Below are 21,350 nucleotides of genomic sequence, written 5' to 3' on the forward strand. Positions count from 1 at the left end.
GAAGTGGTCCGGATGGGGCTCGTGGCGGAGGACATCGGCCCCGCGCTCGCCCGGGAGCGCTTCCTCGGCGGCGGATCGGCCGAGGGGGCCGTGCGCAGCCCTATTCTCAGCTCGTGGCAGCGGTGCCGCGCCCTGGGCCTCTCGCCCGACGGGTGCGAGCTCCCCTACACCCGGGAACTCGACCTGGAAGGGCCCCTCGTCCGCGCGGCCGGGCCCGTGATGGACCGGCTGGAGGCCATGTTCGCGGGCCGGAAGATGAACATCTGCCTCGCCGACGAGCACGGCGCGGTGCTGCAACGCCGTTTCGGCGACGCCGCCATGGCCCGGCGGCTGGCCCCGATCCAGAGCGTCCCGGGCTTCGTCTTCGCCGAGCGGTACGGCGGGACCAACGGCATCGGCCTGGCCCTCGCCGAGCGGCGCCTGGTCGGCATCTACGGCGCCGAGCACTTCGCCGAGCGCTCCCAGACGAACGCCTGCTCGGCGATCCCCGTCCGGGACCTGCTCAACGGGCGCATCGAGGGAGTGCTCTGCTTCGGCTTCCCGTACACCGACGCGGACGGCGCGCTGGACGCCGTGATCCGCCGGGCGGCCGGGGTCATCGAACGGCGGTTGCTGGAGCAGAGCTCGGCCCGGGAGCGCGCCCTGCTGCGCGCGTACCTCGACGTCCGGAGCCGCGCGCCGGCCGGTGTTCCTGCCGACGGCGCGAGCGGCGTCGCCGTCGGCGGTACGGGCGGCGGCCGGCCGGACGACCTGGGCGCGAGCGGGCTGGACTGGCGTGACCAGATGATCCTCAAGGAGAAGGCCACCGAGCTGATCTCCTCGGCGCAGCGGGCGGCGGTCGAGGTGTCGCTGCCCGGTGGGCGGCGGGTCACCCTGCTGAGCCGTCCGGTCACGAGCTCCACCGGGGTGGAGGGTGTCGCCGTCGAGGCGCTCCTGCCGTCGCTGCGGCAGCCCCTCGCCGTGCCCACCGGAACCGACGCGGCCGCCGGGCTCCCGGCCCGGCAGGACTTCCTCACCGGCGTCCCCGGCGCCCCCGGCGTCCCTGCCCCGCCGCCCGCGGCGCCCTCCATCACCGCGCCCGACGCCGCGACCAGCGGCCTGGTGCTGGTGGGCGAGCCCGGCGTGGGGAAGTACGCCGTCGCCGCCCGGCGCCGCCTGGAGCTGCTGTCCGAGGCCAGCACCCGTATCGGCACCACCCTGGACGTGGGCCGGACCGCCCGGGAGCTCGCCGAGACGGCCGTCCCGCGCCTGGCCGACTACGTCACCATCGACCTGCCCGAAGCGGTGCTGCGCGGCGACGAACCGACCGACCCGTGCAAGGACCTCCGGCGCACGGTCGTCCACGGCATCCGTGAGGACTGCCCCTTCTACCCCGAGGGCGAGCGGGTCGGCCTCAAGCCGGCCACGCCCCAGCTCCGCTGTCTGACCGGCGGCGAGACCGTGCTGGAGCCCGACCTGCGCTCCGCCACGGGCTGGATCTCCCAGGACCCCGAGCGGGCCCGGCGGCTGCTCGCGCACGACCTCCACTCCCTCATCACCGTCCCGCTCCTCGCCCGGGGCATCGTCCTCGGCATAGCGAGCTTCTATCGCGCCCGGGACCCCGCCCCCTTCGGCGACGACGACCGCTCGCTGGCTCGCGAGCTCACCACCCGCGCCGCCATCTGCGTCGACAACGCCCGCCGGTACACCCGCGAGCACAGCATGGTCCTCGCCCTCCAGCACAGCCTGCTGCCGCACGGCTTCCCCGATCAGAACGCCGTCGAGGTGGCGCACCGCTACATGCCGGCCGAGTCCGGCGTCGGCGGCGACTGGTTCGACGTCATCCCGCTCTCCGGCACCCGCGTCGCCCTCGTCGTCGGGGACGTCGTCGGCCACGGGCTGCACGCCGCCGCCACCATGGGCCGGCTGCGCACCGCCGCGCGGAACTTCGCCGAGCTGGACCTCCCTCCGGACGAGGTGCTCACCCACCTCGACAACCTCGTGGGCCGCCTGGACCGGGAGGAGTGCGGCGACGACCCCGCCGCCGGCAACACCGGCATCATCGGCGCCACCTGCCTGTACGCCATCTACGACCCCACCTCCCAGCGGTGCGCCATGGCCCGGGCCGGTCACCCGCCGCCCGCGCTCGTACGCCCGGACGGCACCGTCACCTTCCCCGACCTGCCCGCCGGCCCGCCCCTGGGGCTGGGCGGCCTCCCCTTCGAGACGGCCGAGTTCCCCCTCGCCGAGGGCAGCCAGCTGGTCCTCTACACCGACGGGCTCATCGAGGACCGCCACCGCGACTTCGACACGGCCCTGGAGCAGCTGCGCCGGGCCCTGGCCCACCCCAACCGCCCGCCCGAGGAGACCTGCCGGGCGGTCGTCCGGGCGGTGGTGCCCGACCACCCCGCCGACGACATCGCCCTGCTCGTCGCCCGCACCCACGCCCTGTCCCCGCAGCGGATCGCCACCTGGGAGCTGCCCGCCGACCCGGCGCTCGTCTCGACCGTGCGCGGCTCCGTCACCCGCCGGCTGGCCGACTGGGGGCTGGAGGAGGTCGGCTTCGCCGCCGAGCTGCTCCTCAGCGAGCTGGTCACCAACGCGATCCGGTACGGCACCGGCCCCATCGGGGTGCGGCTGCTCTACGACCGCACGCTGACCTGCGAGGTCTCCGACACCAGCAGCACCGCCCCGCACCTGCGCCACGCGGCCACCACCGACGAGGGCGGCCGCGGTCTGTTCCTCGTCGCCCAGCTCGCCCAGTCCTGGGGCACCCGCTACACCGCCGACGGCAAGGTCATCTGGGCCGAGTTCGCCCTGGACGTCCCCGGCGGGCGCCCCGGTGCGGCCGCGCCGCCCCTGGCCGGGCTGAGCCTCGACGACATCCCCGCCATCTGACGGCCCATCCGGCACACGGGAGAAAAGGGGCCGTAGCATGACGAACGTGCGGTACCCACAGCCTCTCGTCCGCATCCGCGGCCTCGGCAAAAGGTTCGGCGGCACCGTCGCGCTGGACTCCGTCGACCTCGACATCGCCCCCGGCACCGTGCTGGCCCTCCTCGGCCCCAACGGCGCCGGGAAGTCCACCCTCATCAAGGTGCTCGCGGGCGTCCACCACGCGGACGAGGGCGAGGTGACCGTCGCCGGGCACCCGCTCGGCACCGAGGCCGCCTCCCACGCCATGTCCTTCATCCACCAGGACCTGGGGCTGGTCGGGTGGATGACGGTCGCCGAGAACATCGCCCTGGGCACCGGGTACCCGCGCCGCGCGGGCCTGGTCTCCTGGCGGCGGACCCGGGACCGGTGCGCCGAGGCCCTCGGCGTCGTCGCCGCCCACCTCGACCCGGACACCGCCGTCGCCGGCCTCACCCGGGCCGAGCGCTCCCTGGTGGCCCTCGCCCGCGCGCTGTGCACCCGGGCCGGGCTCATCGTCCTGGACGAGCCCACGGCCAGCCTCCCGGCCGCCGACTGCGACCGGCTCTTCGACGTCCTGCACACCCTGCGCGACCGCGGCCACGCCGTCGTCTTCGTCACCCACCGGCTCGACGAGGTGCACAAGGTCGCCGACGCCTTCGCCGTCCTGCGCGACGGCCGCCTCGTCGCCCACGGCCCGCTCGCCGGCTACGGCCCCGCCCGGCTGGTGCGCGACATCGTGGGCCGGGAACCACCCGCGCACCGGCTCGCCGCGCCCGCCGTGGGCCCGGACGTCCTGACCCTCGACGGCGTACGGACCGACGGCGCGGGCCCGGTCGGCCTGCGGCTGCGCGCCGGGGAGGTCCTCGGCGCGGTGGGCCTCACCGGCGCCGGCCACCTGGAGCTCGGCCGCGCCCTCGCCGGGGCCCGGCCGCTCCTCGGCGGACGCGCGCTGCTCGACGGCCGCCCGTACCGGCCGGAGACGGTCGCCGACGCCGTCGCGGCGGGCGTCGGCTTCGTGACCAGCGACCGTCAGGAGGAGGGCTGCGCACCGGAGCTGACCGTGCGGGAGAACTTCCTGGCCAACCCCCGGGCGGGCGGCCCGCCGGGCACGCGCTGGCTCGGCCCCGGGCAGGAGCGCGCCCGGGCCGCCGCCCTGATCGACCGGTTCTCGGTGCGCCCCCGGGACACCGAGGTCCCGATCGCCACGCTGTCCGGCGGGAACCAGCAGAAGGTCATGATCGGCCGGTGGCTCGGGCTGCGCCGCCGCCTGCTGATCCTGGAGGAGCCGACCGCCGGGGTGGACGTCGGCGCCAAGGCCGCGATCCACCGCCTGCTCCGGGAGGCACTGGCCGGCGGTCTGGCCGTCCTGCTCGTCTCCACGGACTTCGAGGAGGTCGCGGGCGCGAGCCACCGGGCCCTGGTGTTCGTCCGGGGGACGGTGACGACGGAGCTGAGCGGCGACGCCCTCACCGTCACCGCGCTGGCCCACGCCGCCTCGGACATGACCGCCCTCACCGGGACACCGGGGCGGTGACCCCCGCGCCCCGCCCGCGTACGGGCCACCGGCTCGGACACCTCGTCGGCGCCTACGGCCTCCTGGCCCTCACCGCCGTGCTGTTCCTGGCCTTCTCCCTCGCCCTGCCGGACACCTTCCCCACCCTGGACAACATCTCGGCCGTCCTGTCCAACCAGTCGGTCCCCGCGCTCCTGGCGCTCGGCGCGACCGTCCCCGTCGCCGCCGGGAAGTTCGACCTGTCCCTCGGCTACGGCCTCGGCCTCGCGCACGTCATGACGATGCGGCTCGTCGTCACCGAAGGGTGGCCCTGGCCGCTCGCCTGCCTCGCGGTGGTCCTCGGCGGGGCGGCCGTCGGCGCCGTCAACGGCCTGGTCGTCGAATTCGCCAGGATCGACTCCTTCATCGCCACCCTCGGCACCGGCAGCGTCATGTACGCCTGTACCGGCTGGCTCACCGGCGGGGCCCGCGTCGTCCCCGGCCCGCACGGCCTGCCGGCCGGTTTCACCGCCCTCTACGACTCCCGCTTCCTCGGGCTGCCCGTCTCCGCGTTCTACGTCCTCGCCCTCACCGCCGTCCTGTGGGTGGTCCTGGAACGGCTGCCGCTGGGCCGGTACCTGTACGTCATCGGGTCCAACCGGCGCGCCGCCGACCTGGTGGGCATCCGCTCCCGCCGCCATGTCGTCCACGCCTTCACCGGATCGGGTCTGGTGGTCGGCGTCGCCGGGGTCCTGCTCGCCTCGCAGCAGCAGATCGGCAACCCCAGCGTCGGCATGGACTACCTGCTGCCCGCCTTCGTCGGCGCGCTGCTCGGCTCCACCGCCGTCAGGCCCGGCCGCGCCAACGCCCTGGGCACCCTCGTGGCCGTCACCGTCCTCGCCGTCGGCCTCGCGGGCATCGGCCAGCTCGGCGCCGCCTTCTGGGTCACCCCGCTGTTCAACGGCGGCACCCTGCTCGTCGCCGTCGGCCTGGCCGGGTACGCCGCCCGCCGGCAGCTGCGCCGGCGGCGCACGGACCCCCGCCGCACCCCCCACGGCCCGCCCGGGGTCACCCCGTGACCCCCGTACCCGTATTCCGTGGAGCCGCCCTGGGGGCCGCCGTCGTCCTGGCGGCGGTCTGCCTCACCGGCTGCGCGCGCGGTACCTCGGCCGGCGGCGCCGTGCCCCCCGCCACGGGCCCGCCCGGCTGCCCCACCGCCCTGGCCGGGGCCGAAGCCGCCGTCCACCGGGCCCAGCGGACCGACGCCGCGTGGGACGGCCCCACCCGGGGCCCCCGGGCGGTTCCCGGGAAGAGCCTCGTCTACGTCGCGCAGACCATGACCAACCCGGGCGTCGCGGGCACCGCCACGGGCGTGCGGGAGGCCGCCGAGGCCATCGGCTGGAGCGTCCGCGTGCTCGACGGCCAGGGCACTCCCGCCGGGATCCAGGCGGCGTTCGGCCAGGCCCTCGCCCTCCGGCCGTCGGGCGTCGTCATCGGCGGCTTCGACCCTCGCCTGACGTCCCAGCAGGTCGCCAAGGCCCACGCGGACCACGTCCCGCTCGTCGGCTGGCACGCGCTCGACACCCCCGGCCCCGGCCGGGACCCCGCGCTCTTCACCAACATCACCACCCGGGTCGGCGACGTCGCGCGGATCAGCGCGGACTGGATCATCACGCACTCCCGGGGCCACGCCGGTGTGGTGCTGTTCACCGACGCCTCGATCCCGTTCGCCCGGACCAAGTCCGAGCTGATCAAGAAGGAGCTCGCCACCTGCTCCGGCGTGCGGCTGCTGGCGGAGGAGAACATCCCGGTCTCCGACACCAGCAGCAGGACGCCGCAGGAGGTCTCCGCGCTCCTCGCCCGCTTCGGGGACGGCTGGACGTACTCCGTCGCCATCAACGACGTGTACTTCGCCGACGCCGCCCCCGCCCTGCGCGCCGCCCGCAGGAAGGGCGCGGGCCCGCCCTTCGCCATCGGGGCGGGCGACGGTGACCCCTCGGCCTTCCAGCGCGTCAACGGCGGCCAGTTCCAGACGGCCACCGTCCCCGAGGCGCTCACCGAGCAGGGCTGGCAGATCGTCGACGAGTTCAACCGCGCCTTCGCCGGCGCCCCCGCCAGCGGTTACGTGGCCCCCGTCCACATCGCCACGTCCGCCAACAGCGCGAGCGTCACGTCCTGGGACCCACGGGGCTACCGGGCGGCGTACCGGAGGATCTGGGGCACGTGAAAAGGGCGGGGGCCGAGCGGTCATCGCCTCGCGTATCCCACGACGCATGCCGCCGCGAGGACCGTCCCGAGGATCGCCGCTCCCGCCGGTGCCAGAATCCGCAGCGCGTCCGCTCCGTCCGCCAATCCCCTGACAGCGCCGGCGAATCCGCCGACCGCCACGCATACGCCCAGCACCATCAGACGGTGGTCGAGGAACCCTCCTGCCCGGCCCCGGCGGGAACGACCGCGCCGCGCCGCGTGCCCGACGGCACCCGGGTCGCCGGTGCGCACGACCGGACCGGCCGCCCCACCGCCTCCGGAACCGGCCGAAGCACTGCCGAGTCGCGTACCGGCATCGGTTTTACGCTGAGCCCATTCCTTCTCGAACGACACGTTCCCGCTCCCCCGTCCAAAGCCACCGTGGTCGACAGCCGTCAGATGACCGCGAACTCCCGATGCTAGCCGGGCCCTTGCCCGGTCACCCGCGTCAGCCGCCGTCCCATACGCATCCCTGACCGGCTCTCACGGAAGCTGCGCCCGGGCATCGAGCGCGGTGTGCGCTCGCCACGAGGGCGGAGGAAGCCGACCGGCCGGTCAGGCCAGGGCGGCAGCCTGCCGCCCGGTACGCACCGCCGAGGCACCCACCGCGTAGTGCACGTACTCGCGGTACAGCCGAAATCCGGCGGTGGCCGCGAGCCGGCGGCTGGGTTCGTTGTGGCGCGAGCACGTCCAGGTCGGCAGAGTGCCCCGGGCGGTGATGTCCGCGCACAGCCCGCGTACACAAGCGGCGGCGAGTCCTCGGCCGCGTTCCTCGGGACGGGTGGCGACGGCGATGTCCTCGTACAGGCTGCCCCGGAAATAGGTGCAGGCCAGGGAGAGCAGCCGTCCGTCGTGGAAGGCGCCCCAGCAGCGGCCCGACGCGGCGAGCCGGCGCGGTCCGTCCCAGGTGCCCGCGATCCAGCTCAGCTCCGGGCCGAGCCCGTGGACCGCCGCGGCGTCCGCGCCCGTCATCCGTCGGACGGTGACCTTCATGCCCGTCACCGGCCGGGTCGCCGGCACGTTGTCGCGGCGCACCCAGAGCATGCGTTCCCAGGGCACGATCCGTTCGAACGCCTCTCCCAGCAGGGGCAGAAACCGGTCCGGAACCGCGAAGTAGCCGTACGCCAGCGGCGCCAGCGCCTCCGGGGGCACAGCGTGCGGGTCGCCGCCCATCAGGGTGTACCCCGCGCAGGTGAGCGCCGCCGCCCGGGGCTCCGACGGCCGGTCGGCCCACCATCGCCCGGTCCGGGCGAACCGCATATGGTCGGGCATCGCTCCCAGGCCGGGCATGCCCGGCGGGAACCACGACGCCCACTCCCCCGCGCCGGGCGTCATCCTCCGGCGCGCGATCTCCTCGAACACAGGACTCCATTCCCCACCCGTACGAGGCGGGCGGTGCGAAACCATCCCCCTGGTTCCGCACCGCCCGCCGGTCAGAGATGTACGGCCGTCAGGTGCATGCCTTCTTGCCGTGGTTGGCGCTCTTCTTGCGCCGGGCTCGCTTCTTGCGGGCGCGCTTCGACATCGGTCGTCCCTCTTCCGGTATTCGGGGTTCGGTGGGGCGGAAGGTCAGGCGCTCCGGGCGACCAGCTGGTCGGCGAGCTTGCACAGGCGGCGGACCGTGCGCTCCTCCAGCGCCACCGGCGCGGCCGGGGAGAGCGCGGTGCGGTCGTAGTAGGCACCCGGCTCCACCTCGGTCGCCGGGTCGCACAGGCGGGCCACGCGCGCGGCGCCTTCGGCCGCCGAGTCGCCCTCGTGGGCGTAGAGCGGGAGCAGGGCGGTGTCGCAGACGCCGGGATGCACACTGACGGACATCCACGGGGCGCTCTCCCGCGCGAAGATCGTCAGGGCGAGCTGGGACTGCGCGTAGGCGGCGAGGCGGGAGTAGCGGCGCGCGCGGTGGGGGTCGTTCCAGGAGATGGACGCGGTGCGGTGCATGGCGGAGGACACGTTGACGACGCGGCTGCCGGGGCGGGCGCTGAGCGGGCCGGAGAGCTCGTGGGTGAGCAGGTAGGCGGCCAGGAAGTTGACCTGGAGGGACAGCTCGTTGCCGTCGTTCGTCATGGTGCGGCGTTCGGGGGCGACCACGGCCGCGTTGTTGACCAGCACGTCCAGCACCGGGTGTTGGTCGGCGACGCGGGCGGCCATGGCGCGCACCTCGTCCAGACGTGAGAAGTCCGCGACGGCGAGCTCCAGCCGCCCGGCATCGCTGCCGGACGCCACCAGGCGTCCGATCGCGTCCTGGCCCGATGCCTGGTCCGGCGCGTGCACGATGACCGCGTCACCGCGCTCCGCGAGCAACCGCGCGGTCTCCCAGCCGATGCCCGAGGTGGCACCGGTGACCAGCACCGTCCGGGCGGCAGGCGAGAGCGCAGAAGACATAATGATCCACTCCGGGATAGGGGAAAGGCGACGGCGACCGCCGATCGGCGGGACCGTCGTATGAACGAATGCTCCGGTCACCGGCTCAGTGAGCGCTGGTGACGGGATGTGCGGAGATGCCGCGGCTTCCGGAGTCGGGGAGCCGCGGCGAAGACTTCCGGCGCGTTACGGCGCCGGAGGCGGAACAGCGCGCAGGACTCGGCACGCCGTATGAGGCGGCCGGTCGTCGTGGCGCAGAGGGCTGTTCACGTCATCTATCCAAAGGGACGGCGGACCCGGGTTCAACCGCCGCGCCCCATTCCTTACGTCGCCCTGATACGGGCTCCACCGGTGAGTCCTCCGTACAGGACGTGCCCGTGCCACGGCCGGCGCCCGGTGAGGCGAGCCACCTGCGCGCCCCCGGGTGGCGGCTGACCGTACGGAGGGTGCGGTCTGAGCGGGCTTGGTGAAGTCCGGTGCGGTTCGGCAGCGCCCGAAGGGGCGCGGGGAACCGCGCGACCAGCCACGACGCACCCGAAGACGGCGCACCGGACTTTGCGCGGAGCGCTCAGCTCCCGTCCGTGCGCCGGAGCCGTACCGAGAGGTGGTGCCGCAGCGGCTGTCCGACCGCCGCGAGGTCGTGTACGAAGTCGAGCGTGTCCTCGCCGGTCAGCGTGTACCGGCGGCGGGTGGCGTCGACCTTCTTCGCCGTGGGGGCGAGGGCGACCTCGTGCGTGGTGAGATCGACGGTGCCGTCGGCGGCCCGCCCGACCGAGATCTCCGCGACCCCCGTGGGCTGCGTGATCAGCGCCTCCACCCGCCCCTCCGGCTGCAACCGCCACCATCCGCTCTCCCGCGCGGAAGGCCGCAGCGGCGCCCCGTCCCCGTCGAGCAGCCAGGCGCGCGCCTCGTAGTGCAGGAAGGGGCGCCCGTCGTGGCTGAAGGTGACCTCCTGCGCGTAGGTGAACTCCTCGGCGAGCGTGGGGTACTCGCCACGGCCCCGGCCTTCCCAGGTGCCCAGGAGGGCGAGCACCGGTGCGAGCAGTGCGTGCGGCGCGGGCGCCGCGTCCGGCCGGAAGGCGTCGGGATACGGGTGCTTCGGGGCGGGCTCGAACATGATGTGCGCTCCTGGGTCGGTGCCGGTTCCAGGTGGCAGCCTAGGGTGTCGCTCCCCCGGCGCCGGGGCGGCGGAGCGCGCGTTCCGCCGGGCCGCCGGGCGGTGTCAGCTCTCCACCGTCCGGACGTGCGGCGGGTGCCCGTTCCAGGTGACGAACACCGAGCTGGTCCTCGTCCCCGCCACGAAGTCCACCCGGATCCAGGCGGTCTGCTTCCACACCCGCATCTGCCGGCCCTCGTCCGGCGTCGCCGACACGAGGGCCGCCGTGCTCCCGCCCGGGCCGAAGACCGCCCGTCCGCCCCGGACCCGAAAGCTCTTCACCTCACCGGCGGCACCGGGGCGGGCCGACGCTCCGCGTGAGCCGGTGCCGCGCGGGTCGTCGGCCCGCCGCTCCCCGGCAGGCGCCGGTTCTTTAACCGTCACCCATGTGTTTCTTAAGGCGACCATAAATCCCGGCCCCCGTACCGGCATTGGGCCGTTCATCCGATTCGTCCCCGCTAGCGTGCTGCCGCGTCACCCCCCGACACATGACAGGCAGGTACGCCATGGGTTCCTCCGCACACCGCCGACGCGTGAGCCGCAAGGCGAAGCAGGCGCCACGGAGGTCTTCGAGGCCGGCGACGCGGACCGGCTGGTGCGGTTCGCCCGGTCCAAGGGGCTCGGCGGGTTCTCGATGTGGTCCGCGACGCGCGACAAGCCGTACCCGGGCGGTGCGCGGAACTCCGCCTCCGCGACGCGCGGCTCGATCCCGCGGAACGAGCCGGCCTTCGCCAAGGCGTTCGCCGCGGCCCGGAGCTGACACTCTCTCACGTCATCTCTCGCCCCCACGCCCCCAGTTCCCCCATAATGCCCCCCACGCAACACCCCCCACAGTCGCCCCGCACGCACGGCACCTCCCACACAACGGCCGTGCGTGCGGGGCCGTCCCTCACCCACCTAGGAGATCCCCATGCACCCGCTCCGCCGGACCGTACGGATATCCCTGCTCTCCCTCACCCCGCTCGCCTCCCTCACCCTCGCCACGCTGGCCGCCGGACCGGCCGCCGCGCACGGCACCATGACGGACCCCGTCAGCCGGGTGTCCGCCTGCTTCGCGGAGGGCCCGGAGAGCCCGGACTCGGCCGCCTGCAAGGCGCTGGTCGAGGCCGGTGGCACCCAGCCGCTCTACGACTGGAACGAGGTGAACATCGGCGACGCCGCCGGGCGGCACCGTCAGATCATCCCGGACGGCAAGCTGTGCAGCGCCGGACGCGACAAGTACAAGGGGCTGGACATGGCCCGCACCGACTGGCCGGCGACGCGGCTGGACTCGGGCGCGCACACCTTCCGGTACCGGGCGACGGCCCCGCACCGGGGCACGTTCCAGCTCTACGTCACGAAGGACGGCTACGACCCGAGCAAGCCGCTGAAGTGGTCGGACCTGGAGGAGAAGCCCTTCGCCGAGGTCACGAACCCCACGCTGAAGGACGGGAGCTACGTCATCGACGGCACCGTCCCGAAGCGGTCCGGCCGTCACCTGATCTACAGCATCTGGCAGCGCTCGGACAGCCCCGAAGCCTTCTACACCTGTTCGGACGTCGACCTGGGCGGGCAGGCGCCCGCGACGAAGGCTTCGGCGCCCAGCGAGCGGCAGATCGCCGCGGAGGCCGGCAGGTCGACGGTCGACCACGGCGGCCACGGCGGTGACGGCCCCGGCACGGGCGGGCACGGCACGGGCGGGCACGGCACGGCCGCGAACGGCGGCGGCACCGGGCACGGAGCCGCGGAAGCCGGCGGGACCGAAGCCGGGAAGACCGCCGACGGCGGCGACGCGCACCGCGCGCACTACGCGGTGAACACCGCCAACGCCCCGGCCACCCAGGGCGGGCGCCTCGCCGAGACCGGCGGCGACAGCGGCACGACGGTGCTGACCGCCGGCGGCGCGGCGGTCCTGGCGGCGGGCTCCGCCACCCTGTTCCTGACCATGCGGCGGCGCGCCGCGCGGGACCGCGCCTGACGGTCACCGGACGCGCGCCGGGGGCGGCGTACGACCGTACGCCGCCCCTCTGGAGGCCCGGCCCCCACGGCACGGGCGGGCCGGGCCTCCAGGCACATCACCACCGAAGGGTATAAATTGGACGAAAATTACCAGGAGAGGCAGGAGAGGAGCCGACATGTCCTCGAAGCGACGCCGCAAGAAGAGGGCTCGCCGCAAGGCGGCCAACCACGGCAAGCGCCCTCAGTGCTGAGCACCCGGGCCTGAGACCCGGGCACCGGCACGTCCCGGCACCCGGGGAGGCCCCGCCTCAGCGGGTGTGGCGCACACGGAACGGGATCCCGGCCGCCCGCAGCCGCCCGATCAGCGCGTCACCCATCGCCGTGGCCGTCGTGACCTGCCCCGACGTGGCGGGCAGATCGTCCAGGGCCAGGCACATCGACGCCTCGGCCAGCATCTTCGCGGTCTCGCCGTAGCCCGGGTCGCCGCCCGAGACCTCCGTGAACACCCGCCGGCCGCCGCCCTCGCCCACGGCCCGCACCTGGAACCAGGCCCGGGCCCGCTGCTCCGGCCCCGGGCCGCGCCCCGGTTCGTAGCGGTTCATCAGCCAGGACCGGGCGGGCGGCACCTGGGCGACGGCCGCCAGCGCGCCCACGCCCGCCGTCGCCGCCAGCGCCATGGGCAGCGTCTTCACGGACGCGTAGTGGCGGTAGCGGAAGTCCGGGCCGTACCGGTCCAGCGCGGCGGCCGAGCGGCGTACGACCTGGGGGTCGAGGGTGGGCAGCGGCAGCGCCCACGTGCCCGTCTCCTTGCTGAACCGCGGGGCCGGCGGCGGTGCCCCGACCCGGCGCCCGGCCGGCGCCGGCTCGTACCGCCGCCGCTCCCGGGCCGCCTCGCGCGCCTGACGCTGCCGCGCGATGATCGTCAGGGCCGAGGCCAGCGTCCCGCCGGAGGCGAGCCCGGAGGCCCGGACGAACCCGTCGACGGTGAGCGGCACCCCTTCCGGCAGCTGCTGGACGGTGAAGTACGCGAGGAGGTCGTGCGGCATCGAGTCGAAGCCGCAGGCGTGCACGAGCCGCGCGCCGGTCTCACGGGCCCGCGCGTCGTGGCGTACGTAGGCGAGGTCCACGAACTCCGGCTCCCCGGTGAGGTCCGTGTAGTCGGTACCGGCCTCCGCGCAGGCGGCCACCAGCTTCTCCCCGTACCAGATGTAGGGACCGACGGTCGACGCGACGACATGGGCGGACCCGGCGAGCGCGCGCATCGCGCCCCGGTCGCCCGCGTCCGCGACCACCAGGGGCACCTCGTCGGCCCGCACGGGGTTCAGCACGGCCAGTCGCCGCCTCAGTGCCTCCAGTTTCGTCCGGCTGCGCCCGGCGACGGCCCAGCGGAGACCCTTCGGCGCGTGCGCCAGCAGATACTCCGCGGCGAGCCGCCCGACGAACCCCGTGGCCCCGAAGAGCACGACGTCGTAGGGGCGTTCCGGGCCTGACTGCCTGTTCATGGAGCCTCCGGCTGCTGGGGGTCGAAGTGACGGGGGCGTTTCCGGGGTCCGTACGTGCCGGACGTTACACGGGAGAAGGGAGGAGGCCACAGCGGGATGCGCGGCGGCCTCGGTCCGAGGACCCGGAGAACGGCGATCGCGCCCGGGCGAACCCTGGATGACGTGCTTCCGGAACGCTCCCACGGCGCGGTTCCGGTTCGGGTCCTGTGCGCTGGCGGCGGCCGGGGAAGCGCCGTTCCGCGGTGGTGTACGGGAAGGCCCGCCGGACCCGCGCGCCGGGCGCCTCCGAACGCGCGGCACGGCCGCCACCCCGCCGGTCGAGCCGTATGCCCATGCACGATCCGGTGGTGGGCGACGGTTCCGGTGGGTGCGCGACGGGCGCCGGTTCATGCTCATTGCGGACAGTGCGGTGCCGAGGCGAACCGTTCGCCTCCTCGAAACCCACGCAGAAACGGCAGGACGACCATGCCAGTGCTCCCGCTCGCCCGGCGGCTCGCGACCCTCGTCGCCGCCACCACACTGGTGGTCCTGGCCCCCGGAGTGGGCCAGGCCGATGCCCCGTCAGCAGGACTGATCAAGAACGAGGAGGCGGGGTGGTACCTCGACAGCGGCAGTGACACCTCGGCCAAGGCGCCCGCGCACACCTCGAAGTACACGGGCGAACCCGCGGCGGCGCCCGGCAACCTGAAGTGGTCCTACGACCCCGCCACCAAACTGATCAAGAACGAGGCCAAGGGCTGGTACCTCGGCAGCGGCGACTCCTCCGACGCCAAGGCCCCCGCGTACACCACCAAGTACACGGGCGAGCCCGCGGCCGCTCCCCCGCAGCTGAAGTGGTCCTACGACGCCGCCACGAAGCTCGTCAAGAACGAGTCGAACGGCTGGTACCTCGGCGCGGCGGCCGACAAGGGCGACAAGGGCGGCGACGACTACTCCGGTTCCAAGGCCGCGTCGGCGTCTTCCGCGTACACCACGAAGTACACCGGTGAACCCCCGGCGGCGCCCGCGCAGCTGAAGTGGTCGATAACGCACTAGACCCCCGGGGCAGGGCAGGGCCCCGGTGCCTCTCCCCTCGGGTGGAAGGCACCGGGGTCGTCGTCCGCGGCGGGCGCGGACGCGGGGAGGCCGGGCGGGGCGCTCCCCTACTACCTGGCCGTGTACGTCAGACAGTCCGGGGACGCCCCGAGCGAGGCGACGGTGATGCCGGGAGCCTGGCATTCGAGGCCCGTGTTGTGCAGGCACCCGGCCATCTTGCAGGCGCCGACCCGGCCGACGGCGGAGGAGTCACCGCCCTTGGCCGGGAACACGAAGAACGTGTCGCAGTGGGCGTGGGTCGAGTCGCCCACGGTGATGGCGAGGGCGTGGCAGGCACTCTCCTGGTTGTACGCGCACTCGTCCACCTGACACACGCTCACCTGCGGCATTTCCACGGCGTTCTCCTCGGCACCACGTCCAGGCCGGACCGCCCACCGGCACGGCCCGTTCCCCCGACGCCTTCCTCGGGCACCGGCCGGCGACACCGGTGACCGGGCGTCTTCACCCGGATGCCGGGACCGGTTCCGGAACGACGGTTCTCCCTAGGCGCACACCCCCTCCCCCGGCCCTCCCCCTCTCATTACCCTGTGCGGCCCAAGGGGGAGAGAAATGACGCACAACTCACCTGATCCTGAGCCCGGACGCCCCGACGAACCGCCCGAACCACCGGGACCACCCGGGCCTCCACCGGGCACCCCGCCTCCGCCCGCCCCGCGCCGTGGCCGGGGCTACTTCCCTTTCCGGGACCGCAGTTTCATGGCGACGGTCGTCATCGGGCCGGTCGTGGTGGCGGTCGCCGGGGCGGTGACCGGGCTGGCCGTCACCGGTGGGTTCTCCTGGGTGGCCGACGCGGTCAAGGGGGACGACGGGCCACCGCCCGTCTATGTGTCGGGGGAGCGGTCACCCCGGGCCGTCGAGTCGAAGGCCCCCGCCGCCTCCGAGGACCTCGCCCGCGGCAAGGGCCTCGACCTCCAGCGGCCCCTGTACCTGTGCCCGTGGGACGCCCGCGTGGTGAAGACCCCGCCCGGCAAGCTCGTGGCACCGCCGGTCCGCGGCCGCGCCCTGGACAGCTCCCGGGTCTCGTCCCGCAACGCCGGGGACCCCGACCGGACCACGATCACCCTGTACATCCAGCCCGAGGGGAACCGGCCTTTGGTAGTCAGGGAGATACGGATCAAGGTGGTCGCGCGCGCTCCCGTACCCGCCCAGGGCGAGGCGACGGTACTGGGGTTGCAGACGGCGGGGTGCGGAGGGGCCGAGGAGACGGTCACGGCCCGCGCCGACCTGGACGGCGGCGGACCGTACGCCCGGGTCGTCCCCACCGGGAAGACGGCGTTCCCCCTGGAGATCACGGGCGGCAGGACGCTGGCGGTGGACCTGACCGTGGCCACGAAGCACTGCGACTGCACCTGGGTGCCCGAGATCGTCTGGGCGAAGGACGGCGAGGCGCACACGACGCCGTGGCTCGACAAGGGCGATCTGCCGTTCCGGACCATCCCCTCGGCCGGATACCGGCGGGTCGCGTGGAAGCTGCTGTACGCGAACGACATCGCCGACCCCGGCCTCACCGAGGACAAGTGGGTGCCGGTCCCCTTCGACGAGCGGATCCTCGAATAGCCGACGCCGCCCGTCCGGGCCCCGCCGACCGGCGGGGCCCGGAGGGCCCTCAGGACCCCGCGCGCGTCCCGGCGCCCTCGCCCAGCAACCGCCCGAAGGACGATCGCGCGCGGGACGCGTACAGGCGGGTGGCGGCGCCCGGGGCGGCGGCGCGGATCACGGCGTCGAGCCGGGCCACCGTGTCCCGGCGGGTACGGCGCCGCGTCTCGTCCATCTCGTACGGGGAAGGGGGCGCCGCCCTGGTGAAGTCCGTCAGGGGCATGTGCCACGGATCCAGGGTGTCGAGCCTGCGGGGGTCGTCCGCCATGGCCCGGAAGGCGTCGAGGCCCCGTTCGTCGCCCAGTCCGGCCAGCGTCTCGGCGGCGAGGACCCGTTCCCTGCCGGGGATCCGGCGGGGCCCGAGGGCCGCCCGGACGAGGGTCTCGCGCGCGGCCGCCGCGGTCTCCGGGCTGATGCGCGTGCCCAGTGCCGCCTGAAGGGCGATGAACGTACCGCCTTCGGCGCCGCCCTTCCTGGCGACCTGGAGGAGCTTCTTCCCCGGGGCGGCTCCGGCGCTCTCCGCGAGGTCGAACACGAATCCGGCGTAGGACATGTCGCCGCGTTCGCGCATGCGCGCCTCCTCCTCCCCGAGAGGGGGACGGGACAGGGCCCGGCCGGCCGGCCTGCTCCAGCACTTGCCGAACGGCCAGATGGCGGGCGGCTTGAACCAGCCGTGGTCGAGCAGGCCACGGACCGCCCAGGCGCTCGCCTTCGGGTCACGGGTCGCGTGGCGGGCGGCATGGTATTCGAGGAACGTCCGGTGCGGGAAGGCCGGTTCGCCGTCCTGGACGGACAACAGGCCGGTGGGACGCAGCAGGTCGCCCAGGAACCGGTGCCAGTCCGGCCCGGGCACCTGCTCGGGCCGGAGCGCCGACGGGTGTGCGGCGAACACGTCGAGGGTGGCGGGGGCGTCGTCGAAGAACATCCGGTGGGCGAGCGAGTCGACGAGCTCGGGGAGAGCGAGCCGCGTGCGCTCCGCGGCGGCGCGCACGGCGAGTCTGTCCGGGAGGTGCTGGAAGGGCTCCTCCAGGGCGTCGATGGCCCCCTGCTGGGTCTCGGCGATGCGCTTGTGGCTGTTGTGTCGGTGGATCCGGTCGATGAACCGGCTGTAGACCTCGGTGCGCCCCCCGGGGAGGAGCTCGCCGGGGGCGATCGCGTACAGCCCGCACAGCATGGAGGCCATGAGCGGGCCGCGGACCAGGGAGCCGAGCCCGGTGCCGGCGACCGAGGCGGTGAAGAGCTCGGTGCTCCGGTCCGGGTCATCGAGGTCACGGAACTGTTCGCGGGCGTAGCGGCGCAGGTCGTCCGGGGTGAAGAGGAGCAGCTCGAAGCGGGCCGTGTCCGGGCCCAGGACGTCGAGTTCGCCCGCGGGCAGGGGGCGGGTGGCGACCACGAACCGGTAGGGCGTCCCGTCGGTCGCCGCCTCGTCGGCCAGTCTGTCCAGCAGGCCGGCGCGCGCCTCCCGGTCGGCGACCTCGTCGAGGCCGTCGACCAGGACGAGCCAGGTCCCCTTCGGGCGGGGGCGCCGGCCGAAGAAGTCCCCGGCGAGGGCGGTCCCGGGCGGCAGATACCGCCCCAGGAGCGCGGTGACGGCCGAGGCCAGCGCCTGGGCCAGGGAGGCGGTACCGGTCAGGGCGATGGCGGGCACCAGGACCGGGACGGTCCCGGGCCGCTTGCGCCTGCCGTCCGGCCCGCCGTCCACCGAGTCGAGGAGATGGACGCGCAGGAGCGTGGACTTGCCGCTTCCGGGGGCGCCGATCAGCACGGTGACCGGGCTCTCCGACGTGAAGGCGTCGGTCGCGGGCCGCGGCTCTCCGGCGGCCCCGGCACACCCGGTCGACGCGTGCGGCTCACGATCCGGCGGGGGCAGGGGGAGCACCTGCCGGGCGACGCAGCCCTCGGGCAGCGGCGGCGGCAGCGGGGTACCGGGGAGGCCCGGGTACGGGTGGCTGCGGGCGAAACGCGCCGCGGCCTGCAGGTAGGCGGCCAGCCGGGGGTCGGGCGCCAGGGGCGGCTCGGTGCGGGCCAGCTCCCACAGGCCGTGCCAGAAGGCGCGTGCCCTGTCCCTGTCGACCGCGGACCGCCTCAACCGGTCCCGGCCCGGGGCACTCAGCTTCCCGCTCTCGATGAGCAGAGCCTCGGCCAGCGCCCACAGCTGCGAGAAGTCGGATCCGGGGTCTCCGGACAAGCGTTCGCTGACCCGCTGCGCGGTCAGCTCGGCCGCCTTCTCGGGGAGCAGGAGGTTGGCTCTCGTGCGTGCCTGCTTCTGGTCCACCCCCGACTCCCGCAGCAGCCTGCGCAGTTCCCTCCCCAGGAGTAACCGCCCGGCACTCGTGCCCGTTCCGTCGTCCCCCGTCATGTTCCCTCCCTCTTGGTGCCCCGCGCACTCCGGGGAAATCCGCCCCCGAACCCGGGACATACCGTCGTGACCTGCGAATTCGGACTTCCGATCCGGCTCGGTCCGGGATTCCGTGACACGCCCCGCGCGCCCGGAGAAGGTTGCCCCGTCCACGGCCGTCCGGCCGGGGAACGAGCTTCGTCGGAAGGGAGTCGGCACATGGCCGACACAGCCTGGCCCGTGGTGACGGGCCTGCTGATCGTGGCGTGCACGGTGGTACTGGTCGCCCACATCGCGCTGAAGGGCAGCGCCGCGCGTGACCGGGCCCACGTCCTGAAGGCGCTGTCCGAGGTGGTCCACGCGCTGGCGGGGGTGGTACGTGCCTTCTGGGGCAGGAAGTGACCCTCGGGGAGCGCCCCGGCAGCCTTCGCCTCATACCGGGATGATGCCGGGGGTGTCCGGTTCTCGTCCGTCACATCACCGGGATTTTGCGTACGGGGCGCCCGTCCGCCCGTTCCGTTCCGCCGCGGGGCCCGGGCCGGGGCCGCGGGCGCCACCCGGACCGGTCCGGTCCGCTGCCGGCCTGCGGGACGCTCGCCCAGGATCATGTGTCCGGCACCACGGCCCGCCGTGTCAGCGACTTGACGTCGCGTCGAGGAGACCTCTGCTCAGGATCGCCGCGAGCTTGCGGTAGGCGCTGGCGAGATGGGTCTCCACGGTACGGCGGGCCAGGTGGAGCACCGCGTCTGTCTCGGCGTTGGAGTGCCCCTCGACCGCGAGGTCGACCACGCGCCGTTCCGCCGCGGTCAGCGCGGCCCGGCCGGTCCGGGGCTGCGGGACTCGGCGGGCACCTGCGGCGACCGGCGCCCGCCGCGCCTCCCGGACGAGGCGGCCGGTGACGGGTTCGCCGCCCCGGCCGGGTTCGCCGCCGGTAGCCGGGCGACCAGGGCATGGGCCTCGCACAGGTCGTCCCGGCCCCTGGGGCCGAGCCCGGCGGCCGGCCCCGGTCAGGCGAGGGCCGGAAGCGCGAACCGGACGCCGGTCATGCGCTCCGACAGCTCCCACAGACGACGGCCGGTCTCCCGGTCGGCCGCGGCGGGGGCGAGTGCCACCCGCGTGGGGGCGCCGCGCAGTTCGGCCGTGCCGTCCGGTCCGTAGAACCCGCCGCCCGCCGCGTCCGGGGCGGTCGCCGCGTACAGCTGCGGCAGCGCGCCCCGGGCCGGGAGCTGGGCGAGGAGCGGGTTGCCGATCCGGCCGAGGACGAACCGCAACAGGCCGGTCGTCTCCTTCATCTGGAGGTTGGTGGCGGTGTAGCCGGGGTGGGCGAGCAGGCTGCGGACCGGGCTGCCGGCCCGGGTCAGCCGCAGGTGGAGTTCGTGCCCGAAGACGGCGTTGGCGAACTTCGACTGGTTGTAGAAGCCCATGGGCGAGTAGCCGCGCTCACCGGCGAGGTCGTCGAAGCGGAGGCTCGCCTTGCGGTGGTTGACCGAGCTCACCGTGACCACGCGGGGGTCGTGCCCGGCGGTCAGCAGGTCGAGCAGCAGCCCGGTGAGCGCGAAGTGGCCGAGGTGGTTGCAGGCGAACTGCAGCTCGTGGCCCTGTGCGCTCAGCGACCGGGGCGGCGCCATCACACCGGCGTTGTTGACGAGCACGTCCAGCCGGGGCAGGTCGACGTACAGCCGGTCGGCGAAGGCCCGGACGGAGTCGAGGTCGGAGAGGTCGAGGTGGCGCGCTTCGAGCCTGGCGTCCGGCTGTCCGGCGGTGATGTCGGCGATCGCCCGGCGGCCCTTCTCCTCGTCGCGCACCGCGAGGATCACGTGTCCGCCCCGGCGGGCGAGCGCCCGGGCGGTCGCCAGTCCGAGGCCGCTGTTGGCTCCGGTCACGAGGAACACCCGGTCGGTCTGGTCGGGGATCTGCTCGGCGGTCCATCGCTGTCGCTGCGTCATGCGGCACACCTTGCCGCTCGTGTCACTCGGTGTCAAGACGCTACCTGGTGCCATGGAAGGCATGGCGTTACCATCGTCGGGTGAGTTCCCGACCCGAAGTGAGCATGGCCGAGCGCAAACGTCAGCTGGTCTCGAACGAGCTGACCGAAGCAGCGCTGCAACTCCTGGCGACGAAGGGGTTCGACGCGGTCACCATCGACGAGATCGCGACGGCCGCCGGTGTGTCCAAGCGGACGTTCTTCCGCTACTTCGCCTCCAAGGAGGACGTCGTCGTCCAGTTCCTGGCCGGCATGGGCGTCGACATCCGCACGGAGCTGGCGGCCCGCCCCCCGGAGGAGCGCCCCTCCGCGGCGCTGCGGTACGCGGTCGGGGTCCCCCTCGCCACCTGCACCGCCCACTCCGAACGGGCACTCAGGGTGGTCCGGCTGATCCTGCGCACCCCCGCCCTGCACGCACGCTTCCTGGAGCACCAGGCGCGGTGGCGCGACGACCTGGCGGCGGAGCTGGCCGGGCGCCTGGGGCTCGACCCCGGCTCCGACCTGTATCCGCGGCTGGCCGCCGGCATGGCGCTGAACGCCTTCGACGCCGTGCTGCACCGGTGGAGCGGCAGCGACGGGGCCGAGGACCCCACCGGGCTGATCGACCGCGCCTTCACCGTCATCGCCCCGGCGCTCGACGCGGCCTGACGCCGGAGGCCCGGGCGCCGGAGCCCCGTGTCCACGGGCGTCACGGCGGGCCGCGGCTCGACGGCCACCCGGGCATGACGCAAGAAATTTGCTTTAAG

The 21,350-nt window shown here is 74.4% G+C and carries 22 protein-coding genes; 11 read left to right on the forward strand and 11 right to left on the reverse strand.

Annotation, left to right across the window (positions count from 1 at the left end):
• Positions 1–12 precede the first annotated feature (12 nt).
• The 4 genes from AF335_RS21000 to AF335_RS21015 are packed head-to-tail and all read left to right on the forward strand — an operon-like array spanning position 13 to position 6,614.
• Positions 13–2,877 (forward strand): SpoIIE family protein phosphatase, encoded by a 2,865-nt coding sequence (locus tag AF335_RS21000; RefSeq protein WP_102919965.1) that lies wholly within the window; start codon positions 13–15, stop codon positions 2,875–2,877.
• A 37-nt stretch (positions 2,878–2,914) separates the two neighbouring features.
• Entirely contained in the window at positions 2,915–4,429 is a 1,515-nt protein-coding gene (locus AF335_RS21005; RefSeq protein ID WP_102919966.1) for a sugar ABC transporter ATP-binding protein, read from the forward strand.
• Positions 4,426–5,466, forward strand: a complete 1,041-nt coding sequence (locus AF335_RS21010; protein ID WP_102919967.1) for an ABC transporter permease — start codon at positions 4,426–4,428, stop codon at positions 5,464–5,466. Before AF335_RS21005 ends, AF335_RS21010 begins: the two co-directional genes overlap by 4 nt.
• Before the next feature lie 47 nt (positions 5,467–5,513).
• A complete protein-coding gene (locus AF335_RS21015; protein ID WP_102920120.1) occupies positions 5,514–6,614 on the forward strand; it encodes a substrate-binding domain-containing protein in 1,101 nt (366 codons plus the stop codon).
• 20 nt (positions 6,615–6,634) lie between these two features.
• Here AF335_RS21015 and AF335_RS34160 read toward each other — a convergent pair whose 3' ends face one another.
• The 6 genes from AF335_RS34160 to AF335_RS21035 form a co-directional block, all read right to left on the reverse strand.
• Complete coding sequence (locus tag AF335_RS34160) at positions 6,635–6,988, reverse strand: hypothetical protein (protein ID WP_146045585.1); 354 nt, start codon at positions 6,986–6,988, stop codon at positions 6,635–6,637.
• A gap of 201 nt (positions 6,989–7,189) precedes the next feature.
• Entirely contained in the window at positions 7,190–7,996 is an 807-nt protein-coding gene (locus AF335_RS21020) for a GNAT family N-acetyltransferase (protein WP_244927113.1), read from the reverse strand.
• Positions 7,997–8,084: 88 nt separating this feature from the next.
• Positions 8,085–8,159, reverse strand: coding sequence for a 50S ribosomal protein bL37 (locus AF335_RS36685; protein WP_376697808.1), 75 nt, complete (start codon positions 8,157–8,159; stop codon positions 8,085–8,087).
• Between the two features lie 44 nt (positions 8,160–8,203).
• Positions 8,204–9,016: an SDR family NAD(P)-dependent oxidoreductase gene (locus AF335_RS21025; protein ID WP_102919968.1), complete on the reverse strand. Its 813-nt coding sequence runs from the start codon at positions 9,014–9,016 to the stop codon at positions 8,204–8,206.
• Between the two features lie 547 nt (positions 9,017–9,563).
• Entirely contained in the window at positions 9,564–10,112 is a 549-nt protein-coding gene (locus tag AF335_RS21030) for a nitrobindin family protein (protein ID WP_102919969.1), read from the reverse strand.
• Between the two features lie 105 nt (positions 10,113–10,217).
• Positions 10,218–10,535, reverse strand: a complete 318-nt coding sequence (locus AF335_RS21035) for a hypothetical protein (protein ID WP_146045586.1) — start codon at positions 10,533–10,535, stop codon at positions 10,218–10,220.
• Between the two features lie 211 nt (positions 10,536–10,746).
• On the opposite strand from AF335_RS21035, the gene AF335_RS34760 reads away from it, so the two are divergent.
• The 3 genes from AF335_RS34760 to AF335_RS36815 all read left to right on the forward strand — a co-directional run bounded on the left by AF335_RS34760 (position 10,747) and on the right by AF335_RS36815 (position 12,340).
• Positions 10,747–10,911, forward strand: a complete 165-nt coding sequence (locus AF335_RS34760) for a hypothetical protein (protein WP_170127767.1) — start codon at positions 10,747–10,749, stop codon at positions 10,909–10,911.
• Between the two features lie 150 nt (positions 10,912–11,061).
• A complete protein-coding gene (locus tag AF335_RS21040) occupies positions 11,062–12,108 on the forward strand; it encodes a lytic polysaccharide monooxygenase auxiliary activity family 9 protein (protein ID WP_102919971.1) in 1,047 nt (348 codons plus the stop codon).
• A 157-nt stretch (positions 12,109–12,265) separates the two neighbouring features.
• Positions 12,266–12,340 carry a hypothetical protein gene (locus AF335_RS36815; protein WP_467343482.1) on the forward strand — a complete coding sequence of 25 codons (75 nt, stop codon included), beginning with the start codon at positions 12,266–12,268 and terminating at the stop codon, positions 12,338–12,340.
• Positions 12,341–12,397: 57 nt separating this feature from the next.
• Here the strand turns inward: AF335_RS36815 and AF335_RS21045 are convergent, their stop codons facing one another.
• On the reverse strand, positions 12,398–13,591 hold the full coding sequence (locus AF335_RS21045; RefSeq protein WP_102919972.1) for a saccharopine dehydrogenase family protein: 1,194 nt from the start codon (positions 13,589–13,591) through the stop codon (positions 12,398–12,400).
• 465 nt (positions 13,592–14,056) lie between these two features.
• Between AF335_RS21045 and AF335_RS21050 the strand changes: the two genes are divergently transcribed.
• Positions 14,057–14,626 carry a hypothetical protein gene (locus tag AF335_RS21050; protein ID WP_146045587.1) on the forward strand — a complete coding sequence of 190 codons (570 nt, stop codon included), beginning with the start codon at positions 14,057–14,059 and terminating at the stop codon, positions 14,624–14,626.
• A 110-nt stretch (positions 14,627–14,736) separates the two neighbouring features.
• On the opposite strand, the gene AF335_RS21055 is transcribed toward AF335_RS21050, so the two are convergent.
• The gene (locus AF335_RS21055) at positions 14,737–15,015 is read right to left on the reverse strand and encodes a DUF1540 domain-containing protein (protein ID WP_221505288.1); all 279 of its coding nucleotides are present in this window, start codon (positions 15,013–15,015) and stop codon (positions 14,737–14,739) included.
• A 367-nt stretch (positions 15,016–15,382) separates the two neighbouring features.
• Here AF335_RS21055 and AF335_RS21060 point away from each other — a divergent pair, with 367 nt between their 5' ends.
• Complete coding sequence (locus AF335_RS21060) at positions 15,383–16,243, forward strand: hypothetical protein (protein WP_102919975.1); 861 nt, start codon at positions 15,383–15,385, stop codon at positions 16,241–16,243.
• A gap of 49 nt (positions 16,244–16,292) precedes the next feature.
• Here the strand turns inward: AF335_RS21060 and AF335_RS21065 are convergent, their stop codons facing one another.
• Positions 16,293–18,641 (reverse strand): NACHT domain-containing protein, encoded by a 2,349-nt coding sequence (locus AF335_RS21065; protein WP_146045588.1) that lies wholly within the window; start codon positions 18,639–18,641, stop codon positions 16,293–16,295.
• Between the two features lie 198 nt (positions 18,642–18,839).
• On the opposite strand from AF335_RS21065, the gene AF335_RS21070 reads away from it, so the two are divergent.
• On the forward strand, positions 18,840–19,022 hold the full coding sequence (locus tag AF335_RS21070) for a hypothetical protein (protein ID WP_102919977.1): 183 nt from the start codon (positions 18,840–18,842) through the stop codon (positions 19,020–19,022).
• 231 nt (positions 19,023–19,253) lie between these two features.
• Here AF335_RS21070 and AF335_RS36435 read toward each other — a convergent pair whose 3' ends face one another.
• Together AF335_RS36435 and AF335_RS21080 are read right to left on the reverse strand one after the other, a co-directional pair.
• Positions 19,254–19,685 (reverse strand): LuxR C-terminal-related transcriptional regulator, encoded by a 432-nt coding sequence (locus tag AF335_RS36435; protein WP_146045589.1) that lies wholly within the window; start codon positions 19,683–19,685, stop codon positions 19,254–19,256.
• Positions 19,628–20,566, reverse strand: coding sequence for an oxidoreductase (locus AF335_RS21080; RefSeq protein ID WP_102919978.1), 939 nt, complete (start codon positions 20,564–20,566; stop codon positions 19,628–19,630). Before AF335_RS21080 ends, AF335_RS36435 begins: the two co-directional genes overlap by 58 nt.
• 104 nt (positions 20,567–20,670) lie before the next feature.
• Between AF335_RS21080 and AF335_RS21085 the strand changes: the two genes are divergently transcribed.
• Positions 20,671–21,252: a TetR family transcriptional regulator gene (locus AF335_RS21085; protein WP_170127777.1), complete on the forward strand. Its 582-nt coding sequence runs from the start codon at positions 20,671–20,673 to the stop codon at positions 21,250–21,252.
• Positions 21,253–21,350 lie beyond the last annotated feature (98 nt).

This window comes from Streptomyces eurocidicus (genome assembly GCF_002891295.1).
GTDB classification, from domain to species: Bacteria; Actinomycetota; Actinomycetes; order Streptomycetales; family Streptomycetaceae; genus Streptomyces; species Streptomyces eurocidicus.